Origin of the sequence: Dyadobacter chenwenxiniae (genome assembly GCF_022869785.1) — a bacterium.
Taxonomy (GTDB): Bacteria; Bacteroidota; Bacteroidia; order Cytophagales; family Spirosomataceae; genus Dyadobacter; species Dyadobacter chenwenxiniae.
The window spans coordinates 6,168,513-6,192,957 of record NZ_CP094997.1; the positions used below are offsets into that span (position 1 = coordinate 6,168,513).

The following is a 24,445-nucleotide window of genomic DNA, read 5'->3' on the forward strand; positions in this document are numbered from 1 at the left end:
TGATGTAATTTGTTTTGAAAATCAACCAATATGGGACACGCACAAATTTCAGAGCAAAAATACACTGTCGGAGAATACCTGGAAATGGAGGAAAAAAGCGAAATCCGTCACGAATTTTACGATGGAGAGATTTTCGCTATGGCGGGAACTACTATGAACCATAATGACATTGTGGATAATGTTCGCTCACTTCTGAAAAAAGTTTTTGTTCCACGAGGATGCCGGGTTTTTGCGGAAAATATAAAAGTTGAAGCCGTTCAAAATTTCTTTTATCCATATCCTGATGTTATTGTAGCCTGCGCCAAAGAGGATATAAATGGAACGTATATTGTCAGGTATCCGAGTATATTAGTTGAAGTCTTATCAAAAAGTTCGGCAACTTATGATCAAGGCTTTAAACTGAGAATGTATAAAGCAATTCCGTCCCTCGAACATTACTTGCTGGTTTCGCAAAACGAATTTTACGTAGAGCTCTACACTCGGACAGAACAAAAAAACATCTGGATGAATCAATCATTCGATCAGCCAAGTGACATCATAAAGTTCGACTCCCTAAATTTCGAAATCACACTCTCGGCGATTTATGAAAACATTGTTTTCGTTTCTGACGAAGAGGCTCTCTAATTACTTCACCCCCACAACTTCACTCATTGCCGAAACCCCATTCTCATTAAAAGCCTCAATAGCAAAGTAATAAGGGACGCCAACATTCAAAGCTCTTAACTCGAATACGTTAGGTTCATCGTTCCAAAACTGGTAAGTCTGATATAGTTTATCCGGTGCAATGCCCCATAGCACATTGTAGCCGATTACTCCCGGCACTTTTTCCCATTTCAGATCTGCATTCCTGGTGTCATTTTGTCGAACCGCCGAGAAGTTTGCAGGCGTCTGGGGTGCCCTTCCAAAACCGTTTCCGAAAACGCGGAATTCGCTAATTGCCAGATTTGGTGAAGCGACGTAAATGTGCTCATAACGCACGTAACGTGCTTTTACGGGCTTTGCTAGCTCAATGTAGGCGCATGGGCGGTCGCGTTTCGGCTCCTGCGTGAGGTCGCTCACAACGTCCCACTTTTTACCATCATCGGAAGTCAGGATTTTGAATTGCGTGTAAACGATCTCTGGTTTGTTATCGAAAATGTCTGATTTATAATCGGAATAGTCGACCTGAATCGCTTTGATTTCCTGCTCTTTTTGTAAATCAATGGTCAGCGTTTCGCCGGGTTTATTTTGTTTGGCTGCCCAAAAAGTTCTTGGATTTTCGTCGGTGATCTTCATAGCGGACATTGTATCCAAAACCGAGGATGCGACAACTGGTTTTTTGTAAGAAAGCAGCATCCAGCCTGTAAACAATTCATCGCCTTTTCCTTCCCATTTTTTGGTAGTCATTTTATGTGGAAAATCACCAAATCGAGTGTTAGCGAACATTTGTCCGTCTTTGTCAAAACCAGCGGCATATCTGACGATCCTTCTTTCCATTCCCCAATTGTAGCCGATCCAGGACGTTCCGGTGTTCCAATAGTTGCCGTAATTATCCTGAAATGTATTCCCATGCCCTGCCCCGGTCGCGAAGCCGCCAGGCTTGTAGGAAACCGGGTTGTAAGGCGCGTAAGTGAATGGGCCAAGCGGATCATCGCCTACGTAAGTGCCATTGGCATAAACATTATATTCCGTGCCGGGAGCGCCATATTGCAAGTAATATTTCCCATTATGCTTGGTCATCCACGCACCTTCCGTGAATGGTTTGAAGGGATCTGAATGGTTTGGGCCGAAGCGTTCCCAGCCGTGTTCGTATTGATTTAACCAAAACATGGCTTTGTATTGATCTTTGAAAGCCAGTTTTTTGCTATGGTCGAGCTCGGCGCCGAAAATCGGATAAACATTGGACGAGCCCCAATACATGAACCATCTGTCCGTGTCAGGGTCGTGATAAATGGCTGGATCCCAGGGGCCAATATCTTTTGGCAAGCGTGGCGTCCAGCGGTTATAAAATTCCCAAATTCCCTTTTCCGGCGCAACAGAATAAAGGATCGGCCGCGATTCAAAAGTGGATTGGAACAAAAAAAGCGTGTCCCGCACGGAGACAGCGGCAGGGGCGCACATATCTTCAAAAGGCCAGCGGTTTGCGGTCAGATATTTCCAGTTGATCATGTCTTTGGAATGCCAATAACCGCCCTGAATCGTCACAAACATGTAATAATCACTTCCTTTTCCCGAAACTTTGTGGTTAATGATCACCGGATCAGCGCCGGACCGGTAACTTATTTTTTCATTCAATTGCTCAAAATTGTATTTGTAATCAATGTCCATTGGATTACAAAAGGTCGTTTGGGCAATTGAGAAGTGTGAAATGACGACAAAGAATGTGCAGCAGATGGCTCGTAAAATGTATTTAATCATCAGTATGTGCGGTTTGAATGCAGGAAAATCTTTTAATGATGCTAAAATAGGCGCTTTCCCGGTAAACTGATAACCTTTACCTTTGCGCTTCGATTTTGAAATAAGAAACACCATTCATAATGACGATTGATTTTGTTGAAGAACTGCGCTGGCGCGGAATGCTTCATGATATGATGCCCGGAACGCATGAGCAACTGAAAAAAGAAATGACGGCCGGCTACATTGGTTTTGATCCGACAGCGTCATCGTTACACATTGGTAACCTGGCCACAATCATGCTTTTGGTTCACTTCCAACGCGCTGGCCATAAGCCTTTTGCACTGATTGGCGGCGCAACCGGGATGATCGGTGATCCGTCATTTAAAGCATCGGAACGATCATTTTTGGATGAAGACACATTGCGGATCAATCAGGAAGGCATTCGCAAGCAATTGGAACAATTCCTTGATTTTGACTGCGGCGAGAATTCAGCCGAAATGGTTAATAATTATGATTGGTTCAAGGATATTGGCTTTCTGCAATTCCTACGCGATGCAGGCAAGTTTTTGAGTGTCAATTACATGATGTCCAAAGATTCGGTTAAAAAGCGTTTGGAAACGGGCATTTCATTCACTGAATTTTCTTACCAATTGCTGCAAGGCTACGATTTTTATCATTTATATAAAAACAAAAATATCCGCTTGCAAATGGGCGGCTCCGATCAGTGGGGCAACATTACAACCGGAACCGAGATCATCCGCCGCAAGGAAGGCGACGAAGAAGGCTATTTCAAGGCCTATGCATTAACAACGCCGCTTTTGACGAAATCAGATGGTTCTAAATTCGGCAAAAGCGAAGGCGGAAACATTTGGCTGGACGCTGAAAAGACGTCTCCATACGAATTTTACCAATTCTGGCTCAACCAGTCCGATGAGGATTTGCCGCGTTATTTGCGGGTTTTTTCTTTCAAAAATAAAGAGGAAATCGAAGAATTAGAGACAAGCCACGCCGCCGAGCCGCATTTGCGGATCATGCAAAAAGCGTTGGCATCCGAGCTTACAATCCGCATTCACTCGGAACGCGCATATCAAACCGTTTTAAAAGCATCAGAAGTGCTTTTCGGCAAAGCAACGCTCGAAACTTTGCAAAGCATCGAAGCCGATGAATTCGACACAATCTTCGCTGGCGTGCCGCAAACTGAGATTTCAAGGCAAGAATGGAGTGAAGCTGCTAACATTACGGATTTAATCTCGACTGTTACGAAATCTGAAATTTACGCATCGAAAGGTGAGGCCCGGAGAGCGATTCAGCAGAATGCGGTAAGTGTTAATAAGATAAAAGTAACTTCTGCTGAGCAGGCTTTGAGTGATTTTAGTTTGCTGCAAGATCGGTTTTTGTTGGTTTCGAAAGGGAAGAAGAATCATTTGGTTAGGATAAAAGATTAGAATAGGGAAATAGCTGTTGGTAAGGTGAGGTTTTGAAGTAAGAAAGACTTCCCAAGTCTTCAAGACTTGGGAAGTCTTAGTAACCGCATTAGGTTTAGATTTCCAGTCCTAAAACAAATTTAATGTTCGGTTTGACTGATTTTCATACACAATTAATATCTTTGAATGCCAAAGTCATTTGATTCGATTGAAGAGGCATTTGCCTGGTTTTTGGAAAACATTTATAAAAACTTGCCACCTGAGGAAAAGAAGGGTGAGTTGGTGATGGCTTGGCGCAATTTCACTCACAAACAGGGTATATCCCAGAAGAGGATGATTTCTATCTTGAAGCGATTCGGATTTGAGGTCAATATTTCTGTGACTTATAAAAAGTAAAATTTTTTGCCCAAATTTTGTATGAAAAACATAAATAAATTATCAACTATATCCACTATGTCAAATGTTTATCAACGCAAAATCTGCAAATGCTCAAAATACTCTTTCAGAAGCAGAGGCCCAAATGCTAATGCAGCAGCACGAAACTGTTAAGGAGTTTTTCCGAAGAGATAGCAGTGTAGAAATAGTCAACTCGCTAAACACCTTGGTAGAAACCTTTTTATTTGCCGAAGACTTAGACAATGTAACTCCGGAAATGCGCGTGCACATTGCAAATCAGCTGCGCGTAGTAACATTGATAACCGAATTGGGTGAGATGATGGTTAAATGCTAAAATGAATGTGTTTCTACATGTCTGAACTTTCAAGGAGGCTCCGCCGGAGCCAAAATTGCTAATCCAAATTGTGTCTATAAACAGGGAATCCCTCTGGGATTTCGATTAACAAAGTTCCGGAGGAACAACCTGTTTCTAGCAATAACGTTATATAACGAGCGTGGCTCCAGCAGGAGCCTCCTGATTTATTCCTTACCGAAAAAAAGACGAGTAATGCCGATCATTCACTCTGCATGAATTTGATCTGGCGAAATGCTATATTGGAAAACAATTAGCATATCACTTGGCCGAATTTATAAAGCCAATCAGCTGTTTAAATGTTGTTGTCAACTTAATAGAAATCTATGCTACACACAATCACGATAGAAACAAAAGACGAGACCGAATTTGGGCAAATCAAGGATTTGGCAAAAAACTTAGGTGTTCCATTCAGAGAGTCGCATCAAAAGCTACTTAGCAAAGAGGAACAGTTGCAATTGCTCAACCAACTATCTTGGGAAGGCGATGAAACTGGCGACGAGCTCAATGCAATGATTTATGGTGCAAGACGATCCAGTTTACGGGATGTTGAACTCTAATCACTTTTTGCTGGACACCAATATTTGTATTCATGCGCTTAAAAGCGACTTCGGTATTAAACAAAAGATAGGTGAAGTTGGAATTGACTCGTGTTTTCTGTCCGAGGTAAATATTGCAGAGTTATTGTTTGGTGTTGAAAACAGCGCCGAACATCGCCGTCAGTTGAACCGGCAGCAATTTGAAAGCTTTCAAGGAATATTTAAAGGCAGAATTTTACAGATTAGCGATGTTTTGCACGAATATGCTCGGCAGAAAACGAATCTTCGAAGAATGGGAAAGCCAATTGACGATTTTGATTTGTTAATTGGATGTACGGCTGTCGTTCATAATTTAATCCTCGTAACGCGAAACACCCGACACTTTGTGAATATGCCGGGTATTCAGCTTCAAAATTGGATCGATCAATAGATCACGACTTCCCCGTAAAACTATTCAAAACCGGCGCAGCGGTAGGATTATACTGATATGATTGCCAGGTGTGATCTTCATAAATTTCCACAATCCGGTAACCTTTATAAGTCGTTCCCCAATTGCCACCGAAGTGCCCGTCAAAGAAATAGGGCTTCTTTCCGTAGATTTTTGTACTGTCCTGGTCGTGGTCGTGGCCGTTGAAGATGGCTTTGATGTTGGGGGTGTTTTCAAAAAGCTCAATCACTTCCTTGCAATCAATTCCGTTGACGGTCCATTTGGCGGGCGTGATGTGCAGGAACACGAAAATTCCTTTTTTATCACTGTATTTGGCGATTTCGCTTTTGAGCCACTTGGCATCCGGGCACACGTATTCGCCTTTTTCGTTGGACGTGTCGCCGATGACGAATGCATATTCACCTTTTGCAAAACTATGGTTTGTGGGATAGCCCCAAGTGCTTTGCCACACGTCCAAACCAACCTTATCGTGATTTCCGCGACTTACATAAAACGGCACACTGACGTTGCTGATCGTATTTTTGAAATCATATAACAATGTCGGATCGTCGTGAATGAGGTCGCCGTTGAAGAATAGAAAATCGACGCCTTTTTGCATTTTCTCGCGATTTACCCAACTGATCAAGTCCGTATGGAATGTTTTGAAATCGGTGTCAGGCTGTCCATAATGTCCGTCGGAAGCGACGATAAACCGCATCGAGATCCTGGGAGGCACATTGCTTTCTTCCGGTTTGGATATAAATGAAAGGGCTGGCAACGCGGGTAAAAGTTTGAGGAAAGAGCGGCGTTTGAATGTCATTGGATCGTTCAGGTTTGGGTCGTTTTGGGGTGGTTATATTATTCCAAAAATAGTTATTAGCGAATGATATTTTCTTTATTCTTGCACCTTGTTAAGAATATTTAATATAAAATTCAATTCATGGATCGCTTAATCCTGCAAAAAGCAGCGTCTTATTGTGCTTATCAGGAAAGGACGCAAGATGAGGTGAGACAGCGCCTGAAAAAGTGGAATGTGTGGGGTGATGAAGCCGACGAGCTCATTGCGGAGCTGATTTCGATGAATTATTTGAGTGAAGAACGCTTTGCGAAAACCTATGCAGGAGGAAAATTTCGCATCAAAAACTGGGGCCGGATGAAGATCAGGCAGGAGCTGAATCGCCGCGGACTCAGTCAGTATAGCATTGAAAAAGGGATGGGGGAGATTGAGGATAAGGCGTATGTGGAAGGGTTGAAGGCGCTTCTAGAGAAGAAGAGAAATCTGCTTGTGAAAACGGAAAATGATCCTTTTAAACTGAAACAGAAATTGGTGAGGTTTGCGCTAGGGAAGGGTTACGAGAGTGAGTTGATTTGGAAGACTGTTGAAGAGTTGGAATAGACTTCCCAAGTCTTTAAGACTTGGGAAGTCTTCGCCGTAAATTAAAAATCCGAGTCAAACGAAATCTTATGCCCAGAATCTTTATCCTTCACACCACTCATCACACCGGCTTTTTGATATTCACCAACGCGTTTTTCGAAGAAATTAGTTTTTCCTGGAAGTGAGATTAACTCCATGAAATCGAATGGGTTAGCGGAGCCGAATTGTTTTTCGCAACCTAATCTTTCCAGCCAGAAATCGGCGATGTATTCAATGTATTGGTTCATCAGGTCCGCATTCATGCCGATCAGGGAAACGGGTAATGCTTCGCTTACAAATTCCTTTTCGATTTTAACCGCATCCATCATAATCTCAATCACGCGCTCTTGCGGTAACTGGTTGACAATGTGTCTTGTATAAAGCAAGCAAGCAAATTCACAGTGCAAGCCTTCGTCGCGGGAAATCAATTCATTTGAGAATGAAAGTCCTGGCATTAAGCCGCGTTTTTTGAGCCAGAAAATGGAGCAGAATGATCCTGAAAAGAAAATTCCTTCCACGGCTGCAAATGCAATGATCCTTTCTGCGAACACCGGACTGTTGATCCATTTCAACGCCCATTCTGCTTTTTTCTGCACGCATGGAATGGTGTCGATGGCTCTTAACAAATAATCTTTTTCTGACGGATCTTTAATGTATGTGTCGATCAGCAATGAATACGTCTCAGAGTGAATGTTTTCCATCGCGATCTGAAAACCGTAGAAGCATTTCGCTTCGGCATATTGTACTTCGCTAAGAAAATTGACTGCCAGGTTTTCATTCACAATCCCGTCAGAAGCCGCGAAGAATGCAAGCACGTGGGAAATGAAATGTCTCTCTCCGTCGTTCAGGTTCTCCCAGTCTTTCATATCCTGCGAAAGATCGATCTCTTCGGCTGTCCAGAAAGACGCTTCGTGGCGTTTGTACATTTCCCAGATATCGGAATGTTTGATCGGAAATAACACAAACCGCAAAGGATCTTCTACTAACAGGGGCTCCTGCCTGGTAAGTTCTTGTGACATAATTATTTAAAATTTTTTTACGAGGAACAGATATATAATTTGTTGATGGATCCGGGCCAGATTTGCCGGACTGGAGAAAACAAATCTACACGCTTTGATTCGGAAATTCAAGGAGAAAATGATCAAATTGAATTCTTATCTAAGGGATATTCTTAGGACGAATAAGCTAACTTTGTCAGGCTCACATCACTTTAAATTGCGCTTACATTGAAGATTTCCGGATTCACTATTATCAGAAATGCGATCATAAACGATTACCCGATTGTAGAGGCAATCACGTCTATTTTGCCTGTGGTGGACGAAATGCTGGTGAGCGTCGGGTATAGCGATGATGACACATTGGAATTGATTAGGGCCATCCCCTCAGACAAAATAAGGATCGTGGAATCGGAGTGGGATATGTCGCTGCGGGCGGGCGGAAAAGTGCTGGCCGTGGAGACGGACAAGGCTTTAAAACAAATCTCGCCCGATTCAGACTGGGCATTTTATATTCAAGGCGACGAGGCAGTGCATGAAAAGTATCACCAGGCAATTATTGATTCTTGCAAACTTTACTTAAATGATGAGCGGGTCGAGGCTTTACTCTTTGATTATGTTCATTTTTACGGCACTTATGACTATATCGGCGACAGCCGAAAGTGGTACAGGCGTGAAATCCGCATTATAAGGAATGAGAAGAATCCGAAAGGCCAGCCGATTTCAGCCTATCGCGATGCGCAGGGTTTCAGGCGCGGAAGTCAGAAATTGAATGTGATGCATTCCGGCGCTGCGGTCTATCATTATGGTTGGGTAAAAAGTCCGGCGCAGATGAAAACCAAAATGAAGAATGTAAGCCGTTTTTGGAATGAAGGAGAGGCTTGGGAGAAGATTTTGGAATCTGAGGATTTTTTCAATTATGAAGAATTCGATTCATTAAAACGCTTTGAAGAGACGCATCCGGCTGTGATGAAGGAACGTATTGCGCGGCAAAGCTGGAAGGTCGAACTGGACACTTCCAAAAAGCGGTTTAAGCTCAAAGATGCATTGCTATACTGGTATGAAAAACGGACTGGCAAACGGCTCTTTGAGTTCAGAAACTATCGATTATTATGAAATGGGGGCATAAATGACTCTAAAACGATAACATAATTTCGCGTTTAAATACTTAATATTGTAGTTTCAGAGACTCACGAAATTCCTCGTTACATGTTTGAGTATTTTAAAAATTCTCTCGCCAGAAAGAAAGCGCGTCGCCAATTTCAGGAATATCCTCATAAAACAGACACATTTGTGCTGGCTGAGGAAGGTGAAATTTCATTTGCTAACTGGAAAAACCCGTTGGTAAACCGAAAGGTGATAACGCAAGAAGAAGTCAATTTTTTCAAAAAATTTATTCCAAAGGGAAGTCTGTGCATTGACATTGGAACCAATATTGGTGACACCACGGTCCCAATGGCATTAGCAACTGGCAAAACCGGCACAACCATTGGTTTTGATCCTAATCCCCACGTTTTCAAGATTTTAGAGAAGAATGTTTCGTTAAATATTGATAAAACCAACATCGTCCCCCTGCCTTACGCGATCACGAAGGAAGACGGTGAATTTTTTTACAGCTCGTCAGAGGCGTCGTTTGGAAATGGAGGCATTTCTAATGAGATCGTTGAAGACCAGGGCGCGTTTCAGCTTCCTGAAAAAATTAAAGGGATTAACCTCGAAAAATTCCTGAAAAGCAATTACGCTTCACTGCTATCCAAGCTTTCTTTCATTAAAGTAGATGTGGAAGGCGCTGATATGGAAGTGATTAGATCGATCGGTGATCTGATTCGCCAGTTTAAGCCTGTGCTTGTGGCTGAGTGTTTTCCAAAAGCGACCACCGAAGAGCGGGCAGAACTGTATCACATTGTTTCGGAATTTGGATACACGCTACATTACTTTTCCGATTTCAACGAGCACGCGAAAATCATCAAAATTGAAGGCCCACGTGATATGAACAAGTGGAAAACCTTCAACTTCTACGCCACCCCTACTGAATGAGGATTATATCCAGCGTTTTCGCCGGAAAAACCAGAGTACAACTGCCGAAGAAAACACCATCAAAAAGAGTGAACCCCAAAAGCCCCAGGGTTCAGAAGTGGTTGGAATGTGATCGTAATTCATTCCGAAAATCCCCGCTATAAGCGTCGGCGGCATGAAAATGATCGTCACGACGGTGAAGATCTTAATCACCTGGCTTTGTTCAATGTTGATCAAACCCATGAATGTATTTTGCAGATATTCAAGGCGCTCGAAGTTGAAAGTGGTGTATTCCAATAGCGAACTCACGTCTTTCAGTATAATCCGCAAATGTTCCTTCCTGTCTTCGGGGAAATACTGACTTCTTAAAATTCCTGATAGAACGCGCTGTTTGTCAATGCTCGTTTCGCGTAGCATCATTGTAATTTCCTGTAAACCACTAATGCGGATGAGGACTTCTTGCCGGGCTTTTTGTTCGTGTGTAAGGTCTTTGCTAATGGCAGAAATGTCACGCGAAATGCCTTCCAATGAATCTGCATCTGCCTCAATCCGCGTTTCAAGCAACAGCAACATAAAATCCACGCCGCTCTGAATGCTTTCCGTGCTCACCTTCATTTTCTTGACCGTATCGGCAAAGGTTTTAGAGTCGCCACGGCGGTAAGTGAAGAGCACATTTTGATATAAAATAAAAGAAACGGGATACATTTCATATCCATTCTGATCAATGCGCAGAAAGTTGGAGTTGGCGTTAATCGTGTCATTTTGTTCAAAAAACCGCGAACTGCTCTCAATTTCAACGATTTCCTGGGGCGTCTGAAAGCTGATATTGCATTTGTTTTCCACCCATTCCTCTTCCTCCGCACTCGGCGACTGCAAATCAACCCAAACCAAATTTTTAACTTTGCCAAGTTCACGAATATCATTCTCGCGCTTGATCAACCGACCTTCTTTATAAAATATGCGTACCATTTTTTAAAATTGGGAAAAAACCAGGAACCACCAAAAACGGATTTCTAAAAATGAGGATTTAAGTTAAATTGCACGCAGATTTAATAATTAATCACACACTATTTTGAGACATCACTATTATCCCTACCTGGCCTCGGAGGATTATCTTTCTTTTACCTTTAAAAGTATATCGGAAAAGCGTATCATTTGTAAAAAGGCTGAATTCTTACCGATATCTGACGACATATACAACTTTGCTTTTGGCGATTTGGCTGATGAAAATGCGATTGATGATCGTGCGGTAACTGACAACAAGGATATGAATATGGTTTTAGCAACGATTATTCAGATTCTGCTTGAGTTTCTTGAAACCCATAAGAATAAAGCTGTTTACTTTCAGGGAAGCACCACTTCTCGAACAAGGATGTATCAAATCATTTTAAGAAGAGAAAAGCCCAATTGGGAAAACAGGTTGATTGTTTATGGTATATTTAATGATGAGATAATGCCTTATGAAACAGATTTTAGTTTTGATGCGTTTATTGTAAAACAAAAACCTAATTGATATCATGGAAACAAAAAAGAAACCTTTGTTTGACGGCCCGAAGGCAACAATTGATCCTAATCTGAAAAGTGGCATGCACAACGATTCACCTTTCATTAAAAGAAAGATGGAGCAAGCCAGAAAGACCCTCGCCGGCGTGGACCTAAGCATCCTTGGCATTCCCGACAAATTATAAGTACTTACCAAACGTTCCTCGCTTTTTAGATCAAATCTGTACTTTTGTAGGATGCAAAGTACAAGTTCTCCAAGTATCTTCACAACGCAATTCTGGTTACTTGGCCTCAGTTCGTTTCTATTTTCTTCCAGCTTCAACATGCTCATTCCCGAATTGCCGGGATATCTTACCAAGATGGGCGGTGCCGAATATAAAGGCGCAATCATCGGTTTATTTACATTAACAGCCGGACTTTCCCGTCCATTCAGTGGCCGCTTAACCGACCGAATTGGTCGTGTTCCCGTTATGGCATTCGGCTCGATCGTCTGCTTTGCCTGCGGATTTTTGTATCCAATATTTACGACGGTGATGCCGTTTTTGCTGCTGAGATTGGTTCATGGCTTTTCTACGGGCTTCAAACCAACCGGGACCTCAGCTTACGTCGCCGACATTGTTCCTGCCAACAGGCGCGGAGAGGCGATGGGCGTGCATGGGATGTGTATGGGCGTCGGTTCTGCATTCGGGCCAGCGGTGGGGAGCATGATTAGCGAGGCGTTTTCCCTGAATGCATTGTTTTACACTTCTTCGCTGTTTGCGTTTCTGTCCATTGCGATCTTGTTGAATATGAAGGAAACGCTTGTTAAGAAAGAGCGTCTTTCGCTGAAAGCATTTCAAATTACCAGAAGAGATATTTTTGAGCCTGCTGTTTTTAGTCCGGCGCTTGTAACATTTCTTTGCTATTTTGGATACGGTGCTGTGGCGACGGTTACGCCGGATTTTAGCGGCTATCTGGGATTACAAAACCGCGGTTTCTACTTCATGTTTTTCACTATTTTCTCGATTTTGATCAGGCTTTTTGCCGGAAAGATTTCGGACAGGCACGGCCGGATTCCCGTGACTATTGCAGGCTGCATTGTGCTCATTATTGCGATGATCATAACAGGTTATGCGGATTCTGTCCCGATGTTTTTTGTCGGCGCTGCATTTTTTGGCATGTCGATGGGAATTCTTTCGCCGGTGCTTTCAGCTTGGACGGTGGATTTGAGCCGGGATGACAACCGGGGGCGTTCCATTGCTACGATGTTCATTTCTTTGGAAGCGGGCATTGGATTAGGAGCCTTTTTGTCGGCTGAGCTTTTTGCAAATCAGCGTGGGAATTTGCCGCTGGTTTTCTTCGTCATGGCCGGCTTTGCATTGGCCGCATTAATTTATACAGTCTTGATTTATCAATTTAAAAAACGCCGCGCCCGTGTTATTTGACGATAGTTACCAGACCGTCACCGGGCCAGCAGAAGGTTTTTTCAAAGACAAAGGCAGCAAATTTCTGGCATACAGTTTCCCAATTGAGGGCGAAACAGATGCAAAAGCCCATTTAGCAGCATTGCGAGAGCTGCATCCGAAAGCCGTGCATCATTGCTATGCTTACAGACTGGGCGCGGATCGCATGAGTTACCGCATGAGCGATGACGGCGAGCCGTCGGGAACCGCTGGCAGGCCGATCCTTAACACATTGTATTCCCGAAACGTGACAAATCTGCTGGTCGTTGTGGTGCGTTATTTCGGTGGAACATTACTTGGTGTTCCGGGCTTGATCAATGCTTATAAGTTGGCGACAGAGGATGCTTTAAGCCATTCGGAAATTGTTATCCGGCATTTTTACAATTTATATCAACTCAACTTTTCGTATCCGCAAATGAATGATGTCATGCGGATTGTGAAGGAGATGGAACTGCCTGTTAGAGAGCAGGTTTTTGAAATGGAATGTCGATTGGTTGCGGAAGTTCGTGTGGCGAGCACGGAGAGGTTTATCGCGCGTTGCGAGCAGATTGAGGGACTTACTCATTCGCTTTTAACATCCGGATAAAGTCATCGTCATACTCCTTTATTGCTTTCAGCAATTCCTGCAACTCCTTTTCTTCCGGCGTTCCTTTTTTTGCGCCAAAGATTTCGTCCGCCCGTTCCGAGGCTTTTTCGTATTCACTTTCGTTGTTGATTTTCATGATCTGGTTTTTTTAATGTGGATTTGACGCCGGATGGCAGCAAATTTTTGCTAAAATAACAAAGAACACGCAGGCAACATTACTTATTATCTATTTTAGCAGCCCGTCCGCGCAAGCCGCAATGTTGTAGGGAAACTTTGCAACTCTGGGCGAGTTTTTCGGGTTATCCAATAACCAGTTTTACTGAACTTATCGCAAACGAAAATATCATTTTGGAACATTTGAATGCTACTGAGCTTGAAGGCCAGGATTTGATTGAAGTGGAAGGTGCGCGCGAGCATAACCTTAAAAACATTGATGTTAACATTCCGCGCAACAAGCTTGTCGTGGTCACAGGCATCAGCGGGAGCGGGAAATCTTCATTGGCTTTCGACACGATTTACGCAGAAGGTCAGCGCCGTTATATGGAGAGTTTTTCTTCCTATGCACGTGGTTTTATTGGTGAAATGGAGCGGCCGGACGTGGACAAGATCAGCGGTTTGTCGCCCGTTATCAGCATTGAACAAAAAACCACCTCCCGGAATCCGCGCTCGACGGTTGGGACAGTTACCGAAATTTATGACTTTCTGAGGTTGCTTTACGCCCGCGCTGGTGAGGCATTTTCCTATGTCACGGGCCGGAAAATGGTCAAGCAATCGCAGGATCAGATCATTAATCAATTATTTACACAGTTTTTAGGACAGAAAATTATTTTACTCGCGCCTGCTGTGAAAGGCCGGAAGGGACATTACAGAGAGCTTTTTGTTCAAATCGCACGACTTGGTTATAATAAGGTTCGTGTCGATGGCGAAGTTCAGGAGATTGTAGCGAAAATGCAGCTGGATCGTTATAAAGTCCATGACATTGAGATCGTTATCGATCGTGTTGTTCCAAAAAAGGAATCGGAAGATCCGCAGTCGCGATATCGGTTGAGCCAGTCCGTTGCGACGGCAATAAAGCAAGGGAAAGGCGCATTAATGGTTTTGGATGAAAAAGGAGAAACTTACTATTTTTCTCAAAACCTGATGGATCCGGAATCGGGCATAAGTTACGATGACCCTGCGCCTAATGCATTCTCTTTCAACTCACCTTACGGCTGGTGTCCGACTTGTCAGGGTTTGGGAATGATTGAAGAAATCACGGAAGAGTCCATTATGCCGGACAAATCATTAAGCATTACCAAAGGCGGCATTGCGCCGATGGGCGAATATCGGGAAGCGTGGATTTTCAAGCAATTGGAGGCTTTGTTAAAACCTTTTAAAGTTACCCTCGCCACGCCCTTGGATAAATTCCCTGATGAAGCGATGAAACTTGTGCTTTACGGAAGTGAAGACGCCGTTCCTGTTCCTTCCAAAAAATATCCTGGAACGGAGTGGGAAACCAAATTTGACGGAATTATTAACTTTCTGAAACGTCAGCAAGAGAGCGGAAACGATAAAATTCAGGATTGGTTGAAGGATTTTATGACCATTCAAACCTGTCCGGAATGTGACGGCAAGCGACTGCGGAAGGAATCCCTGCATTTCAGGATTGATAAAAAAGACATTGCGGATCTGTCCAACAGCGACATTCGCGTGCTGGCCGATTGGCTTGTGAATCTGGAAGATAGATTGGAGGAAAAACAGCGTGTCATTGGTCACGAAGTTTTAAAAGAAATACGAAAAAGAGTTGGGTTCTTACTTGATGTGGGTCTCGATTATCTAACATTGAATCGCGCATTAAGGACGCTTTCAGGTGGAGAAGCGCAGCGCATCAGGCTCGCAACGCAGATCGGAACGCAGCTTACCGGTGTGCTTTACATTATGGATGAGCCTAGCATTGGTTTGCATCAGCGTGATAATGTGCGGCTTATCAATTCTTTGAAGAGTTTGCGCGATCTTGGGAATACAGTTTTGGTTGTGGAGCATGATAAGGATATGATGCTTGCTTCGGACTATATTTTAGACATTGGTCCGGGAGCCGGACGTCATGGTGGCAATGTTGTAGGAGCCGGAACGCCGGAAGTTTTTCTCCAAAATGGCTCATTAACTGCGGAATATTTGAGTGGCAGAACCGCCATTGATGTGCCTAAGAAGCGCAGAAAGGGAACGGGCAAAACCATTTCAATCAAAGGCTGCACAGGTCACAATCTCAAAAATGTAAACATGACGTTTCCGCTGGGGACGATGGTTTGCGTTACCGGTGTTAGTGGGAGCGGGAAGTCGTCGCTGATCCACGAAACGCTCTTTCCGTTATTGAATCAATTCTTTTATAAGTCGAGAAGAGAACCGCTGCCGTACAAATCAGTCGAGGGTTTAGAAAATATTGATAAGGTTATTGAAGTGGACCAATCACCTATTGGGCGGACACCGCGCTCAAATCCAGCGACGTACACGAACTTATTTACAGACATTAGGGCACTTTTTGCAGAATTACCCGAAGCGAAGATTCGAGGTTACAAGCCTGGCCGTTTCTCATTTAATGTAAAAGGCGGTCGTTGCGAGGATTGCGAAGGCGCGGGAATGAAGAAGATTGAGATGGATTTCCTGCCGGATGTGCACATCAATTGTGAAACCTGCAAAGGCAAGCGCTTTAACCGGGAAACATTGGAAGTGCGTTTTAAAGGGAAATCGGTTGCGGATATTCTGGACATGACAGTGGAATCTGCATTGGAATTCTTTGAAAACCAACCCAGGATTTTGCGCAAAGTGCAGACATTGAATGATGTGGGCTTGGGTTACATTACATTAGGTCAACATGCCACGACACTTTCAGGAGGCGAGGCGCAGCGCGTTAAGCTTTCCGAGGAACTTTCGAAACGCGACACCGGCAAGACGTTATACATTCTGGATGAGCCGACAACGGGTTTGCATTTCCAGGATATCAAGCATTTACTGAATGTCTTGAACAAATTGGTTGAAAAAGGCAATACAGTCCTCATTATCGAGCATAATCTGGACGTAATTAAAGTTGCAGATTACGTCATTGACGTGGGCCCTGAAGGCGGCGCGCAAGGTGGTCGGATCATTGCCGAGGGAACGCCTGAGAAAGTCTCGAAGGTTAAGGGAAGTTACACGGGACATTTTTTGAAGGAAGAGTTGAAATAGCCTTTCCTTCTACATCCATTTGCTCAAAAACTGATTAAAACCATCCTTATGCTGGTCGCTGACGGGAATCGTCATGCTGCCGATTTGGATGGTATTTTTTGTTACAGCGCTGATTTTATCCAGATTCACGATAAACGAGCGGTGAACGCGCATGAATTTTGAAACCGGAAGTTTTTCTTCCAAAGCCTTTAAACTCGTTAGTGAAAGAATGGGTTTAGCATCCGTTTTTAAATGCACTTTCACATAATCTTTCAGTCCTTCCATGTAAAGAATATCATCGTACGCAATTCTTACGAGCTGATATTCAACTTTTAAAAATAAATAACCTTCCTTTTGTTCAGGCACATTGGCTGCTGATGCTTTGATAACCAGTTCATTATAAGCCTGTGCTTTGGAAGCGGCTCGGAGGAATTCTTCGTAATTAAAGGGTTTTAGGAGATAGTCAAGTGCGTCCACGCGGAACCCATCCAGCGCATATTGGTTAAATGCTGTTGTAAAAATAATCCTCGGTGCACGCATGTCCGACTTGTCAATCACACGGGCGAGTTCAATGCCAGTTAGATCGGGCATTTGAATATCTAAAAAAATGACATCGATCTGTTTCGTGTGGAGGGCTTGTAATGCTTCCACCGCGCTTGAATATCGGCCTGCAAGGGACAGAAACGGTGTTTTTTCAATAAATGTGCAAACAAGTCCCAATGCCAATGGTTCATCGTCTACTGCGATGCATTCTAATACGCTCATGCAGTTTCTAATTCCAAATGAACTTCAAATTCTTTCTCTTCTTTGTTCTCGTTCACTTCCAGCTGATATTTTCCTGGATATAAAAGGTCGAGCCGACGCTGCGTGTTTACCAGTCCTATGCCATTGCTTTCATCCAAAATCGCCCTTTTATCAGTAAACAATGTGTTTTTTACCTCAACAAAAATTTTATTCTTGTCTTGTCTGATCTGAATGTCAATCCGGCTGGGTTGCACTGCGCTGACACCGTGTTTAAACGCATTTTCTATAAAAGGCAAAAACAGCATCGGCGCAATGGACACGTCGTGCAACGGGCTTGGCGGATCGAGGTGAACGGTTACTTTATCGGTAAGCCGTAATTGCATTAATTGAATATAATCCTGAGCAAAAGCAATTTCCTGACTTAGCAGAACCGTGCCGTGTTGCGTTTCATAAAGTACGTAACGCATCATGCGAGAAAGCTTGTGCAACGCCTCTCTGGCCGCCTCTACATCAATGACTGTCAGTGCATATATGTTATTTAATGTATTAAAAAAGAAGTGCGGATTGATCTGCGCTTTTAAAAACGACAACTCGGAATTGATCTTTTCCTTTTCCAGATTCTCCCTGTATTGCTTATCCCGCTGCACATCTTTCACCGCAGCCACACTGGTGCTGATCCCGATTATCAGCAATGCAGTCATGAGTGAGAAATAATCCAGTCTGTCCTGCGGCTTTTTGTCTCCGTTTGCTTCACGGGCAGTTTTGAATGCGCGATCCATTTGTTCACCATGATTAATGGCAATTTTGACCTGCTCAATGACCACAGCCAGCATAATGACAGATACCAGATTGAGCAATATAAAGCGGCTGTAACGATTCTTCGCAAGGAATTTTGGAAACCAAAAGTAGTAATTAAGGTAGAAAATGCCGATTAGCAAAGTAAAAAGGACGGCTTGTTTAACCCAAAACGTAACCGGAAACTGAATCTGCCAGCTAAGCGGCTGCCACATTAGGAACAGAGCCAGGAAGGTCCATCCCAGAAGATGCAGAAAGAATGGAGGATATTTTCGTGCGGTACTAGCGTCCATCATGTATTCATTAGGTGAGTGCAGCAAACGTAGCTTGCAATTACAATCATAAGGGGAATATTTCAAAGTGCCTACTCCAATCGATTAACACCCAGCAAATACCGACTGATGAGCGCCAATTATCTATAAAGCAACCTGGGCGTCGCATTTGGCCATTGTGTACTATTCCAAGAATGATCGTAGGGGACTTATCGGCTAAAAGCAGGTTTTGATCGGTGGAAGTGTCCTCTCCATCTATTGCCCGGATTATTGTGGAATTAAGGTATTTACTTTGAAATTGAAATCGAACAAATTTTTTGCAATACAACCATGGACATGATAAAAAAAGTTACTCCTATTATTTTACTAACGCTGCTGAGCCTCGCTGCCTCAGCACAATTCCCCGGAGGTGGCGGATTCGGCGGAAATCGCGGTGGCGGCAATGATCGCCCACAGCGCCAGACGGTAATTCCGGGAACTGCGGAAGATATGCCAAAAGGAAATGGTCGAATCAAAGGATTCCTTGTGGATTCGGCAAGCAAGAAACCAGTTGAATTTGCATCACTTGCACTTGTTGATGTGAAAACCAATAATCCAATCGACGGAACGACGACTGACGAAAAAGGCGCATTTGAGCTTACTAAAGTGGCGTCGGGAAATTTCAAGATCTTGATTTCCTTCATCGGATATAAAACCAAAACCCTTAATGACATTAAAATTGACCGTAAAACAGAACTTGACCTGGGCAATGTCAACATTGCGGCAGATGTGGTTCAGTTGAATGAGGTTGAGGTTGTCGGAATGGCGCAATTGATCGAGGAGAAAGTGGACAGGCTTGTTTATAATAATGAAAAAGACATTACCAGCAAGGGCGGTGACGCTTCGGACGTGATGAAGAAAGTGCCGATGTTAACGGTCGATTTGGACGGAAATGTTTCACTACGAGGGAGTTCCAATGTTCGGGTTTTGATTAATAATAAACCTTCGACCATTATCGCAACCAGCGTAGCAGACGCATTGAAGCAGATTCCTGCTGATATGATTAAATCTGTTGAAGTAATCACTTCTCCATCAGCTAAATATGACGCGGAAGGCTCAGCCGGGATCATTAACATTGTCACAAAAAAGAGCACGATCCAGGGTGGAACATTGAATCTGGATACGGGCATAGGAAACAGGGGTTCAAACCTGGGACTAAGAGGAAATTACAGAATTGGTAAAATGGGTTTCAGCTTGGGAGGTTTTGGCCGGTTTAACTATAATATGCCTGGTAAATCTGAAAACCTGCAAGTGGGTAAAATTGAGAAATTCTCTATCCGCCAAATGACTGAGTCGGATAACAAAATGGCTTTCGGTTCTTACAATTTTGGATGGGATTACGAGATCGATTCCAAAACCTCACTTTCAGCAGGTGTTCGTTACGGGATGCGAAACATGCGGAATTCGCAGGATTTGTCAACATTCAACACACAAAGCGACGGCACAACGCGCAATAGCTTCCGGGATGTAAATACAAAAGACTTGTCAGGAACGTGGGATGTAAATGTGGATTATATCAAAACATTGAGCAAGCCTCAGCAGGAGTTGAGCATTTCTACGCAATTCAGCCGTAACAACAGGACTAACGATTTTGACGCGGACATTTATTCTTTGAGCAATGATGCAATCCGTCAGGAATTGCTGGGGCAGCAGGGAAACAATAACGCCAGTCACAACCAGGAAAGCACAATTCAGGTGGATTACCAGACTCCGGTGAAGGATAATCAGTTGATTGAGTTTGGTGGGAAGGGCATTTTCCGTCAGGTGGTAAGTAATTTTGATTATTACAATACAATTGACACGCCACAGGCAGCAAGCAGCCTGAACTATGATCAGAATGTTGCGGCGGGGTATTTCTCCTACACATATACAACGAAAAGCAAATTTACAGTGAAGGCGGGCTCGCGTTACGAGTATACGAGCATTGACGCAACGCAGGGTGAGCAGGGCGACCTGAGCATTCCGGCTTACAGCAACCTGGTGCCAAGTCTTAATTTGTCCCAAACATTTGGCAAGGGTCAAACCATTAAGTTGGGTTACAACCGTCGCCTTCAACGTCCAGGCATTCAATTCCTAAACCCTAATGTAAATGCGGCGAACCCACAGAACATCACTGTGGGTAACCCGCAACTCCGTCCCGAATTGACGGATCAGGTTGAGTTGGGAACAAGCTTTTTCAAAAATTCACTTTACGTAAACGTCTCGACATTTGCACGTTTTACCAATAGTTCAATTGAAAGCATTCGTACAACCAATGACCAAGGTATCATTACGACAACTTACGGTAACATTGGTTCAAAGAAAAATTATGGGGTGAATGTGTTTGGAAACATGACATTCTTTAAAAGATGGCAAGTAGGAGGAGGTTTTGACGCTTACTACGCAGATCTTACGAATAATAATCCCAATCCTTTATTGGCCGCTTCCAACACAGGTTTTGTATTAAGCGGACGTTTCAGAACGAGCCTTAACATTAAAAATGGCTGGGGATTGCAAGCGGGTGGTTTCATGAGAGGACGCGATGTTCAGCTTCAAGGAACACAAGCCGGATTCAGAATGTATGACCTGGGAATCAAGAAGGATTTTACCAACAAGCGCGGAAGCATTGGATTTGGAATGGAAAATTTCCTGGCTCCATCATTCAAAATGAAGACGCAGCTTGAAACACCATCATTTACACAGAATAATACAAACTATCTGTTCAACAGAGGCTTTCGGGTCAATTTCTCTTACCGTTTGGGTAAAATGACATTCACCGAGCAAAAAACACGCAGAAGAAAATCGGTTAACAATGACGATCAGAAAAGCGATGGTGGCGGCGGAATGGATGCGGGCGTGTCAGGCGGAGCAGTACAAGGTGCAGCACCAGCCATCACAGTTCCATCTCCAAGAACAGGCGCCCCAGGTGCCGCACCAGCAGGTGGTCGCCCACAAGGAGCACGACCAGTCAATGCAGATAGCACAGCAAGTCCAGCAAGACAAGGAATGCCGGTACAGTCAGGTATGAGACCAGATTCAATGATAAGAGATTCAACCGTGAGACCAGCAATGCCAGGCGATCCGACTGCAAGACCGGCTATGCCAGCAGACTCGACAGCCAGACCAGCTGTTCCCGCCGACTCAACTGCAAAACCGGCATTACCAGCTGATTCGACCGCAATTCCTGTTAAGCCAACGGTTCCAGCGGATTCGACTAAGAAAGAATAAGTTTTTGGATGATATTGAAAAAGGCGAAGCCCGGACGTTTGTTCGGGCTTCACCTTTTTCAATTGGAGTTGTACACTATATTCTTTGGTGGGTGCTTGATTCAATCATTAATCAAGTTTTATTAGTTCCAATAATCCGTTGCTAAATGGAATTACATCTTCTGAATTCAAATCTTTAGCGTGCAATGTGGCGTGTATTACATTTGGTTGGACACTACCATTTCCATATATTATATAATTTTTATGTCCATTAACTGTAAAGTCGGAATCTTTTAACACTAAGCCATCGAACCTAAGAAAGGTTATGCCAGATTCATATTCTTTCACAGTTACGTTATCAAAAATACGACTAGTGATTTTGGGATTCTTACCATCAGCATCGATCGTTAGATCTTCTACTATTTTAACATGGCTATCATCGGCCTTGCTTATCGTCCATAGACGTTTCTCGTTTCGTCTTACTGATTCCTCCGTAGGTAATTGATACTTGCCAACAATTTTCTCCAAGTTAGGCTTAGGAATCGGCCCATCAGATTTTTCTTTTGAGCAGGAAAAGATTAAGCCGAACATTAAAAGCAAACCAAGTAAGTGAAATGTTTTCATCGCTAATTATTTTAAATTAGTTGCGATGATATCAATCTTCCATTTCACATTCCTATTCTAGTGAATAAGCGTTGGACTTGGATTATTTAACGGGAATTTGTTCCCGAATCTCCCTTAAAATCCGATCAGCCCCAGCTTCGAGCAATTCGTTTGCCAATGCCGTTCCCAACTCTTCTGGAAATGAGATTGAGCCTGTTTCCGTCCTTCTGATCAGTTCTTTGCCATCCAGGCTGATAATGCCGCCCGTAATGTTAATTTGATCATCTTTTAATGTGGCCATTCCAAAAACCGGAATGCTGCATCCGCCTTGGAGTCGTTTCAGGAATGCTCTTTCTGCGAGTAGGCACGTTTCTGTTTCTGGGTGGTTAGTTAAGCTTTTGACCATTGCTTTCTTTTCGCCGCATAAGTTTACGGCACATTCAATGGCAACGCTTCCTTGCCCAACTGCTGGCGTAAATTCGTCCAGCAACAAATGTTCAGCAATTTTGTCGTCATACTTCATCCTGTGTACGCCTGCGTATGCAAGAAGCAAGGCATCGCAATGGCCTTCATTCAGCTTTCCCAGGCGCGTTTGCAGATTTCCACGCATGTCAACAGTTTGAATGTGCGGATAAAAATGTCTTAAAACAGCAATCCTGCGCGTTGAGGACGTTCCCACTATAAAAGTTTCGCCACTTTTAAGCGATAGCTCGTTGTTATGGCTTACCAAAACGTCATTTGCTTTCTCGCGTTCTGTATAAGCAATAAGTTCAAAAGCATCATCAAGCTGCGATTGCAGATCCTTCGCGCTGTGAACCGCAATGTCAATGCTGCCATCCAGTAACTGATCTTCCAATTCCTGCGTAAAAACACCCTTACTGCCAATTTTGGACAAAGCGCGGTTCAGGATTTTATCACCCTTTGTTTCAATAATAACAACTTCCGTCTCAACGCCGCCCTCATTCAGCAGCTCCTCAACATAATGCGCCTGCCAAAGAGCCAATTTGCTGCCGCGCGTCCCTATTTTTATATGCATGGTTTACCTTCTTGGAATGTCTCTTCGAGACAAAATATTCATCAATTAGTAAGCTTGTATTAATATATCAGCTGGAATATGCAAGATTTCATTCAGTTTTCTAATCATTGCTAAACTCAATTTCCGCTTCCTGACAGAATCTCCGACTTGCGATCATAGCTTATCATCTTTGCATCAATTTTGTCATAGGCTTGCCAAAAATACGCAAGATTCAAACCCCAACCGTATCCCCTTCGTCCATAACAATCTTATCTTCTATATAAGCTATAATCAAAGAAGCGATATCGATTCCACTTACTTTTTCAATTCCGCGCAGACCGGGGGAAGAGTTCACTTCCATGACCAGCGGGCCTCTTTCTGATTGTAAAAGATCCACTCCCGCGATTCTGACGCCTAATGCTTTGGCTGCCGCAATGGCCGTGTGTTCTTCCTCTGCGGTAAGCTCGATCAAATGTCCTTCGCCGCCTCGATGCAGGTTAGAGCGGAAATCGCTTTCGTGACCTTGCCGTTTCATGGCGGCGATGACTTTGTTGCCGATTACAAAAGCACGGATATCAGCTCCTTTCGATTCTGCAATGTATTCCTGTATCAAGAAATTGGCCTTTAATCCGTAAAAAGCCTCAATAGTGGATTTTGCGGCTTTGATTGTTTCTGCCAAAACCACCCCGACGCCTTGCGTTCCTTCCAGTAATTTAATGATCACCGGTGGGCCGCCTACCATGTGGATCAGCTCATTAACCTGTGCAGGGTTTTTGGCAAAAACCGTTTTCGGAATGTCCACACCCGATTTCGCCAGCACTTGCATGCTTCGTAGCTTGTCACGGGAACGAAGAATTGCCTGCGACTTAACAGTCGTAAACACCTTCATTAATTCCAACTGCCTCACAACAGCACAGCCAAATGCATTCACAGATGTGCCAATCCTTGGAATGACTGCGTCGATTTCAGTGATGGGTTGTCCTTTATAAATGATGGTGGGTTTGCCTCCTTCGATCATCACAAAGCATTTCACATGGTCTATAACCACTGCTTGATGACCTTTTTGTTTAATTGCCTCCACCAGACGCTTAGTTGAATAAAGGTCGGGATTGGTGGATAATACGGCGATTTTCATAAATAAC

General features: G+C 43.6%; 25 protein-coding genes. 15 read left to right on the forward strand and 10 right to left on the reverse strand.

From position 1 onward, the window contains the following. The first annotated feature begins 30 nt into the window (after positions 1–30). The gene (locus MUK70_RS26465; RefSeq protein ID WP_234657153.1) at positions 31–624 is read left to right on the forward strand and encodes a Uma2 family endonuclease; all 594 of its coding nucleotides are present in this window, start codon (positions 31–33) and stop codon (positions 622–624) included. Here MUK70_RS26465 and MUK70_RS26470 read toward each other — a convergent pair whose 3' ends face one another. After that, a complete protein-coding gene (locus tag MUK70_RS26470) occupies positions 625–2,511 on the reverse strand; it encodes a discoidin domain-containing protein (protein ID WP_374759729.1) in 1,887 nt (628 codons plus the stop codon). An 11-nt stretch (positions 2,512–2,522) separates the two neighbouring features. Here MUK70_RS26470 and tyrS point away from each other — a divergent pair, with 11 nt between their 5' ends. From tyrS to MUK70_RS26495, 5 genes are all read left to right on the forward strand, one after another. Continuing rightward, on the forward strand, positions 2,523–3,821 hold the full coding sequence (gene tyrS / locus MUK70_RS26475) for a tyrosine--tRNA ligase (RefSeq protein WP_234657465.1): 1,299 nt from the start codon (positions 2,523–2,525) through the stop codon (positions 3,819–3,821). Positions 3,822–3,986: 165 nt separating this feature from the next. Then, entirely contained in the window at positions 3,987–4,196 is a 210-nt protein-coding gene (locus MUK70_RS26480; protein ID WP_234657152.1) for a hypothetical protein, read from the forward strand. A 64-nt stretch (positions 4,197–4,260) separates the two neighbouring features. After that, on the forward strand, positions 4,261–4,530 hold the full coding sequence (locus MUK70_RS26485) for a hypothetical protein (protein WP_234657150.1): 270 nt from the start codon (positions 4,261–4,263) through the stop codon (positions 4,528–4,530). Between the two features lie 344 nt (positions 4,531–4,874). Continuing rightward, on the forward strand, positions 4,875–5,108 hold the full coding sequence (locus MUK70_RS26490; protein ID WP_234657149.1) for a hypothetical protein: 234 nt from the start codon (positions 4,875–4,877) through the stop codon (positions 5,106–5,108). After that, positions 5,068–5,517: a type II toxin-antitoxin system VapC family toxin gene (locus tag MUK70_RS26495; protein ID WP_234657148.1), complete on the forward strand. Its 450-nt coding sequence runs from the start codon at positions 5,068–5,070 to the stop codon at positions 5,515–5,517. Before MUK70_RS26490 ends, MUK70_RS26495 begins: the two co-directional genes overlap by 41 nt. A gap of 1 nt (position 5,518) precedes the next feature. Here MUK70_RS26495 and MUK70_RS26500 read toward each other — a convergent pair whose 3' ends face one another. Next, a complete protein-coding gene (locus MUK70_RS26500) occupies positions 5,519–6,334 on the reverse strand; it encodes a metallophosphoesterase family protein (RefSeq protein WP_234657147.1) in 816 nt (271 codons plus the stop codon). Positions 6,335–6,454: 120 nt separating this feature from the next. On the opposite strand from MUK70_RS26500, the gene MUK70_RS26505 reads away from it, so the two are divergent. After that, complete coding sequence (locus tag MUK70_RS26505) at positions 6,455–6,910, forward strand: regulatory protein RecX (protein ID WP_234657146.1); 456 nt, start codon at positions 6,455–6,457, stop codon at positions 6,908–6,910. Between the two features lie 41 nt (positions 6,911–6,951). On the opposite strand, the gene MUK70_RS26510 is transcribed toward MUK70_RS26505, so the two are convergent. Continuing rightward, on the reverse strand, positions 6,952–7,947 hold the full coding sequence (locus MUK70_RS26510; protein ID WP_234605191.1) for a ribonucleoside-diphosphate reductase small subunit: 996 nt from the start codon (positions 7,945–7,947) through the stop codon (positions 6,952–6,954). A 207-nt stretch (positions 7,948–8,154) separates the two neighbouring features. Here MUK70_RS26510 and MUK70_RS26515 point away from each other — a divergent pair, with 207 nt between their 5' ends. Both MUK70_RS26515 and MUK70_RS26520 read left to right on the forward strand, forming a co-directional pair. Then, complete coding sequence (locus MUK70_RS26515; protein ID WP_234657145.1) at positions 8,155–9,039, forward strand: glycosyltransferase family protein; 885 nt, start codon at positions 8,155–8,157, stop codon at positions 9,037–9,039. A 93-nt stretch (positions 9,040–9,132) separates the two neighbouring features. Further along, positions 9,133–9,960, forward strand: a complete 828-nt coding sequence (locus MUK70_RS26520) for an FkbM family methyltransferase (RefSeq protein ID WP_234657144.1) — start codon at positions 9,133–9,135, stop codon at positions 9,958–9,960. 3 nt (positions 9,961–9,963) lie between these two features. On the opposite strand, the gene corA is transcribed toward MUK70_RS26520, so the two are convergent. Continuing rightward, on the reverse strand, positions 9,964–10,908 hold the full coding sequence (gene corA, locus MUK70_RS26525) for a magnesium/cobalt transporter CorA (protein ID WP_234657143.1): 945 nt from the start codon (positions 10,906–10,908) through the stop codon (positions 9,964–9,966). Between the two features lie 103 nt (positions 10,909–11,011). On the opposite strand from corA, the gene MUK70_RS26530 reads away from it, so the two are divergent. The 4 genes from MUK70_RS26530 to MUK70_RS26545 are packed head-to-tail and all read left to right on the forward strand — an operon-like array spanning position 11,012 to position 13,470. After that, positions 11,012–11,452 carry a DUF6934 family protein gene (locus MUK70_RS26530; RefSeq protein WP_234657142.1) on the forward strand — a complete coding sequence of 147 codons (441 nt, stop codon included), beginning with the start codon at positions 11,012–11,014 and terminating at the stop codon, positions 11,450–11,452. A 4-nt stretch (positions 11,453–11,456) separates the two neighbouring features. After that, positions 11,457–11,627 carry a hypothetical protein gene (locus tag MUK70_RS26535; protein WP_234657141.1) on the forward strand — a complete coding sequence of 57 codons (171 nt, stop codon included), beginning with the start codon at positions 11,457–11,459 and terminating at the stop codon, positions 11,625–11,627. 51 nt (positions 11,628–11,678) lie between these two features. Further along, positions 11,679–12,866, forward strand: coding sequence for an MFS transporter (locus MUK70_RS26540; RefSeq protein ID WP_234657139.1), 1,188 nt, complete (start codon positions 11,679–11,681; stop codon positions 12,864–12,866). Next, a complete protein-coding gene (locus tag MUK70_RS26545) occupies positions 12,856–13,470 on the forward strand; it encodes an IMPACT family protein (protein ID WP_234657137.1) in 615 nt (204 codons plus the stop codon). Before MUK70_RS26540 ends, MUK70_RS26545 begins: the two co-directional genes overlap by 11 nt. On the opposite strand, the gene MUK70_RS26550 is transcribed toward MUK70_RS26545, so the two are convergent. Next, complete coding sequence (locus MUK70_RS26550) at positions 13,442–13,606, reverse strand: hypothetical protein (RefSeq protein WP_234605176.1); 165 nt, start codon at positions 13,604–13,606, stop codon at positions 13,442–13,444. The genes MUK70_RS26545 and MUK70_RS26550 overlap by 29 nt on opposite strands. Before the next feature lie 212 nt (positions 13,607–13,818). On the opposite strand from MUK70_RS26550, the gene uvrA reads away from it, so the two are divergent. Then, on the forward strand, positions 13,819–16,671 hold the full coding sequence (gene uvrA, locus MUK70_RS26555; RefSeq protein WP_234657135.1) for an excinuclease ABC subunit UvrA: 2,853 nt from the start codon (positions 13,819–13,821) through the stop codon (positions 16,669–16,671). Between the two features lie 9 nt (positions 16,672–16,680). On the opposite strand, the gene MUK70_RS26560 is transcribed toward uvrA, so the two are convergent. After that, a complete protein-coding gene (locus tag MUK70_RS26560) occupies positions 16,681–17,415 on the reverse strand; it encodes a LytR/AlgR family response regulator transcription factor (protein ID WP_234657134.1) in 735 nt (244 codons plus the stop codon). Further along, the gene (locus MUK70_RS26565; protein WP_234657464.1) at positions 17,412–18,482 is read right to left on the reverse strand and encodes a sensor histidine kinase; all 1,071 of its coding nucleotides are present in this window, start codon (positions 18,480–18,482) and stop codon (positions 17,412–17,414) included. Before MUK70_RS26565 ends, MUK70_RS26560 begins: the two co-directional genes overlap by 4 nt. 309 nt (positions 18,483–18,791) lie before the next feature. Between MUK70_RS26565 and MUK70_RS26570 the strand changes: the two genes are divergently transcribed. Continuing rightward, entirely contained in the window at positions 18,792–21,707 is a 2,916-nt protein-coding gene (locus MUK70_RS26570) for a TonB-dependent receptor (protein ID WP_234657133.1), read from the forward strand. A 107-nt stretch (positions 21,708–21,814) separates the two neighbouring features. On the opposite strand, the gene MUK70_RS26575 is transcribed toward MUK70_RS26570, so the two are convergent. From MUK70_RS26575 to rimK, 3 genes are all read right to left on the reverse strand, one after another. Then, complete coding sequence (locus tag MUK70_RS26575) at positions 21,815–22,309, reverse strand: hypothetical protein (RefSeq protein WP_234657132.1); 495 nt, start codon at positions 22,307–22,309, stop codon at positions 21,815–21,817. Positions 22,310–22,391: 82 nt separating this feature from the next. Next, complete coding sequence (hemC, locus tag MUK70_RS26580; RefSeq protein ID WP_234657131.1) at positions 22,392–23,324, reverse strand: hydroxymethylbilane synthase; 933 nt, start codon at positions 23,322–23,324, stop codon at positions 22,392–22,394. A 211-nt stretch (positions 23,325–23,535) separates the two neighbouring features. After that, a complete protein-coding gene (rimK, locus tag MUK70_RS26585; protein ID WP_234605165.1) occupies positions 23,536–24,438 on the reverse strand; it encodes a 30S ribosomal protein S6--L-glutamate ligase in 903 nt (300 codons plus the stop codon). Positions 24,439–24,445 lie beyond the last annotated feature (7 nt).

Bases quoted from the DNA above. Each gene is read 5' to 3' on its own strand.
- MUK70_RS26480 (WP_234657152.1), top strand. From the start codon at position 3,987: ATGCCAAAGTCATTTGATTCGATTGAAGAGGCATTTGCCTGGTTTTTG.
- MUK70_RS26570 (WP_234657133.1), top strand. From the start codon at position 18,792: ATGGACATGATAAAAAAAGTTACTCCTATTATTTTACTAACGCTGCTG.
- MUK70_RS26520 (WP_234657144.1), top strand. From the start codon at position 9,133: ATGTTTGAGTATTTTAAAAATTCTCTCGCCAGAAAGAAAGCGCGTCGC.
- hemC (WP_234657131.1), bottom strand. From the start codon at position 23,324: ATGCATATAAAAATAGGGACGCGCGGCAGCAAATTGGCTCTTTGGCAG.
- MUK70_RS26575 (WP_234657132.1), bottom strand. From the start codon at position 22,309: ATGAAAACATTTCACTTACTTGGTTTGCTTTTAATGTTCGGCTTAATC.
- MUK70_RS26495 (WP_234657148.1), top strand. From the start codon at position 5,068: ATGGTGCAAGACGATCCAGTTTACGGGATGTTGAACTCTAATCACTTT.
- MUK70_RS26490 (WP_234657149.1), top strand. From the start codon at position 4,875: ATGCTACACACAATCACGATAGAAACAAAAGACGAGACCGAATTTGGG.
- MUK70_RS26540 (WP_234657139.1), top strand. From the start codon at position 11,679: ATGCAAAGTACAAGTTCTCCAAGTATCTTCACAACGCAATTCTGGTTA.
- MUK70_RS26535 (WP_234657141.1), top strand. From the start codon at position 11,457: ATGGAAACAAAAAAGAAACCTTTGTTTGACGGCCCGAAGGCAACAATT.
- MUK70_RS26465 (WP_234657153.1), top strand. From the start codon at position 31: ATGGGACACGCACAAATTTCAGAGCAAAAATACACTGTCGGAGAATAC.
- MUK70_RS26505 (WP_234657146.1), top strand. From the start codon at position 6,455: ATGGATCGCTTAATCCTGCAAAAAGCAGCGTCTTATTGTGCTTATCAG.
- corA (WP_234657143.1), bottom strand. From the start codon at position 10,908: ATGGTACGCATATTTTATAAAGAAGGTCGGTTGATCAAGCGCGAGAAT.
- MUK70_RS26565 (WP_234657464.1), bottom strand. From the start codon at position 18,482: ATGGACGCTAGTACCGCACGAAAATATCCTCCATTCTTTCTGCATCTT.
- MUK70_RS26560 (WP_234657134.1), bottom strand. From the start codon at position 17,415: ATGAGCGTATTAGAATGCATCGCAGTAGACGATGAACCATTGGCATTG.
- MUK70_RS26500 (WP_234657147.1), bottom strand. From the start codon at position 6,334: ATGACATTCAAACGCCGCTCTTTCCTCAAACTTTTACCCGCGTTGCCA.
- rimK (WP_234605165.1), bottom strand. From the start codon at position 24,438: ATGAAAATCGCCGTATTATCCACCAATCCCGACCTTTATTCAACTAAG.
- MUK70_RS26470 (WP_374759729.1), bottom strand. From the start codon at position 2,511: ATGGTGTTTCTTATTTCAAAATCGAAGCGCAAAGGTAAAGGTTATCAG.
- MUK70_RS26485 (WP_234657150.1), top strand. From the start codon at position 4,261: ATGTTTATCAACGCAAAATCTGCAAATGCTCAAAATACTCTTTCAGAA.
- MUK70_RS26550 (WP_234605176.1), bottom strand. From the start codon at position 13,606: ATGAAAATCAACAACGAAAGTGAATACGAAAAAGCCTCGGAACGGGCG.
- MUK70_RS26510 (WP_234605191.1), bottom strand. From the start codon at position 7,947: ATGTCACAAGAACTTACCAGGCAGGAGCCCCTGTTAGTAGAAGATCCT.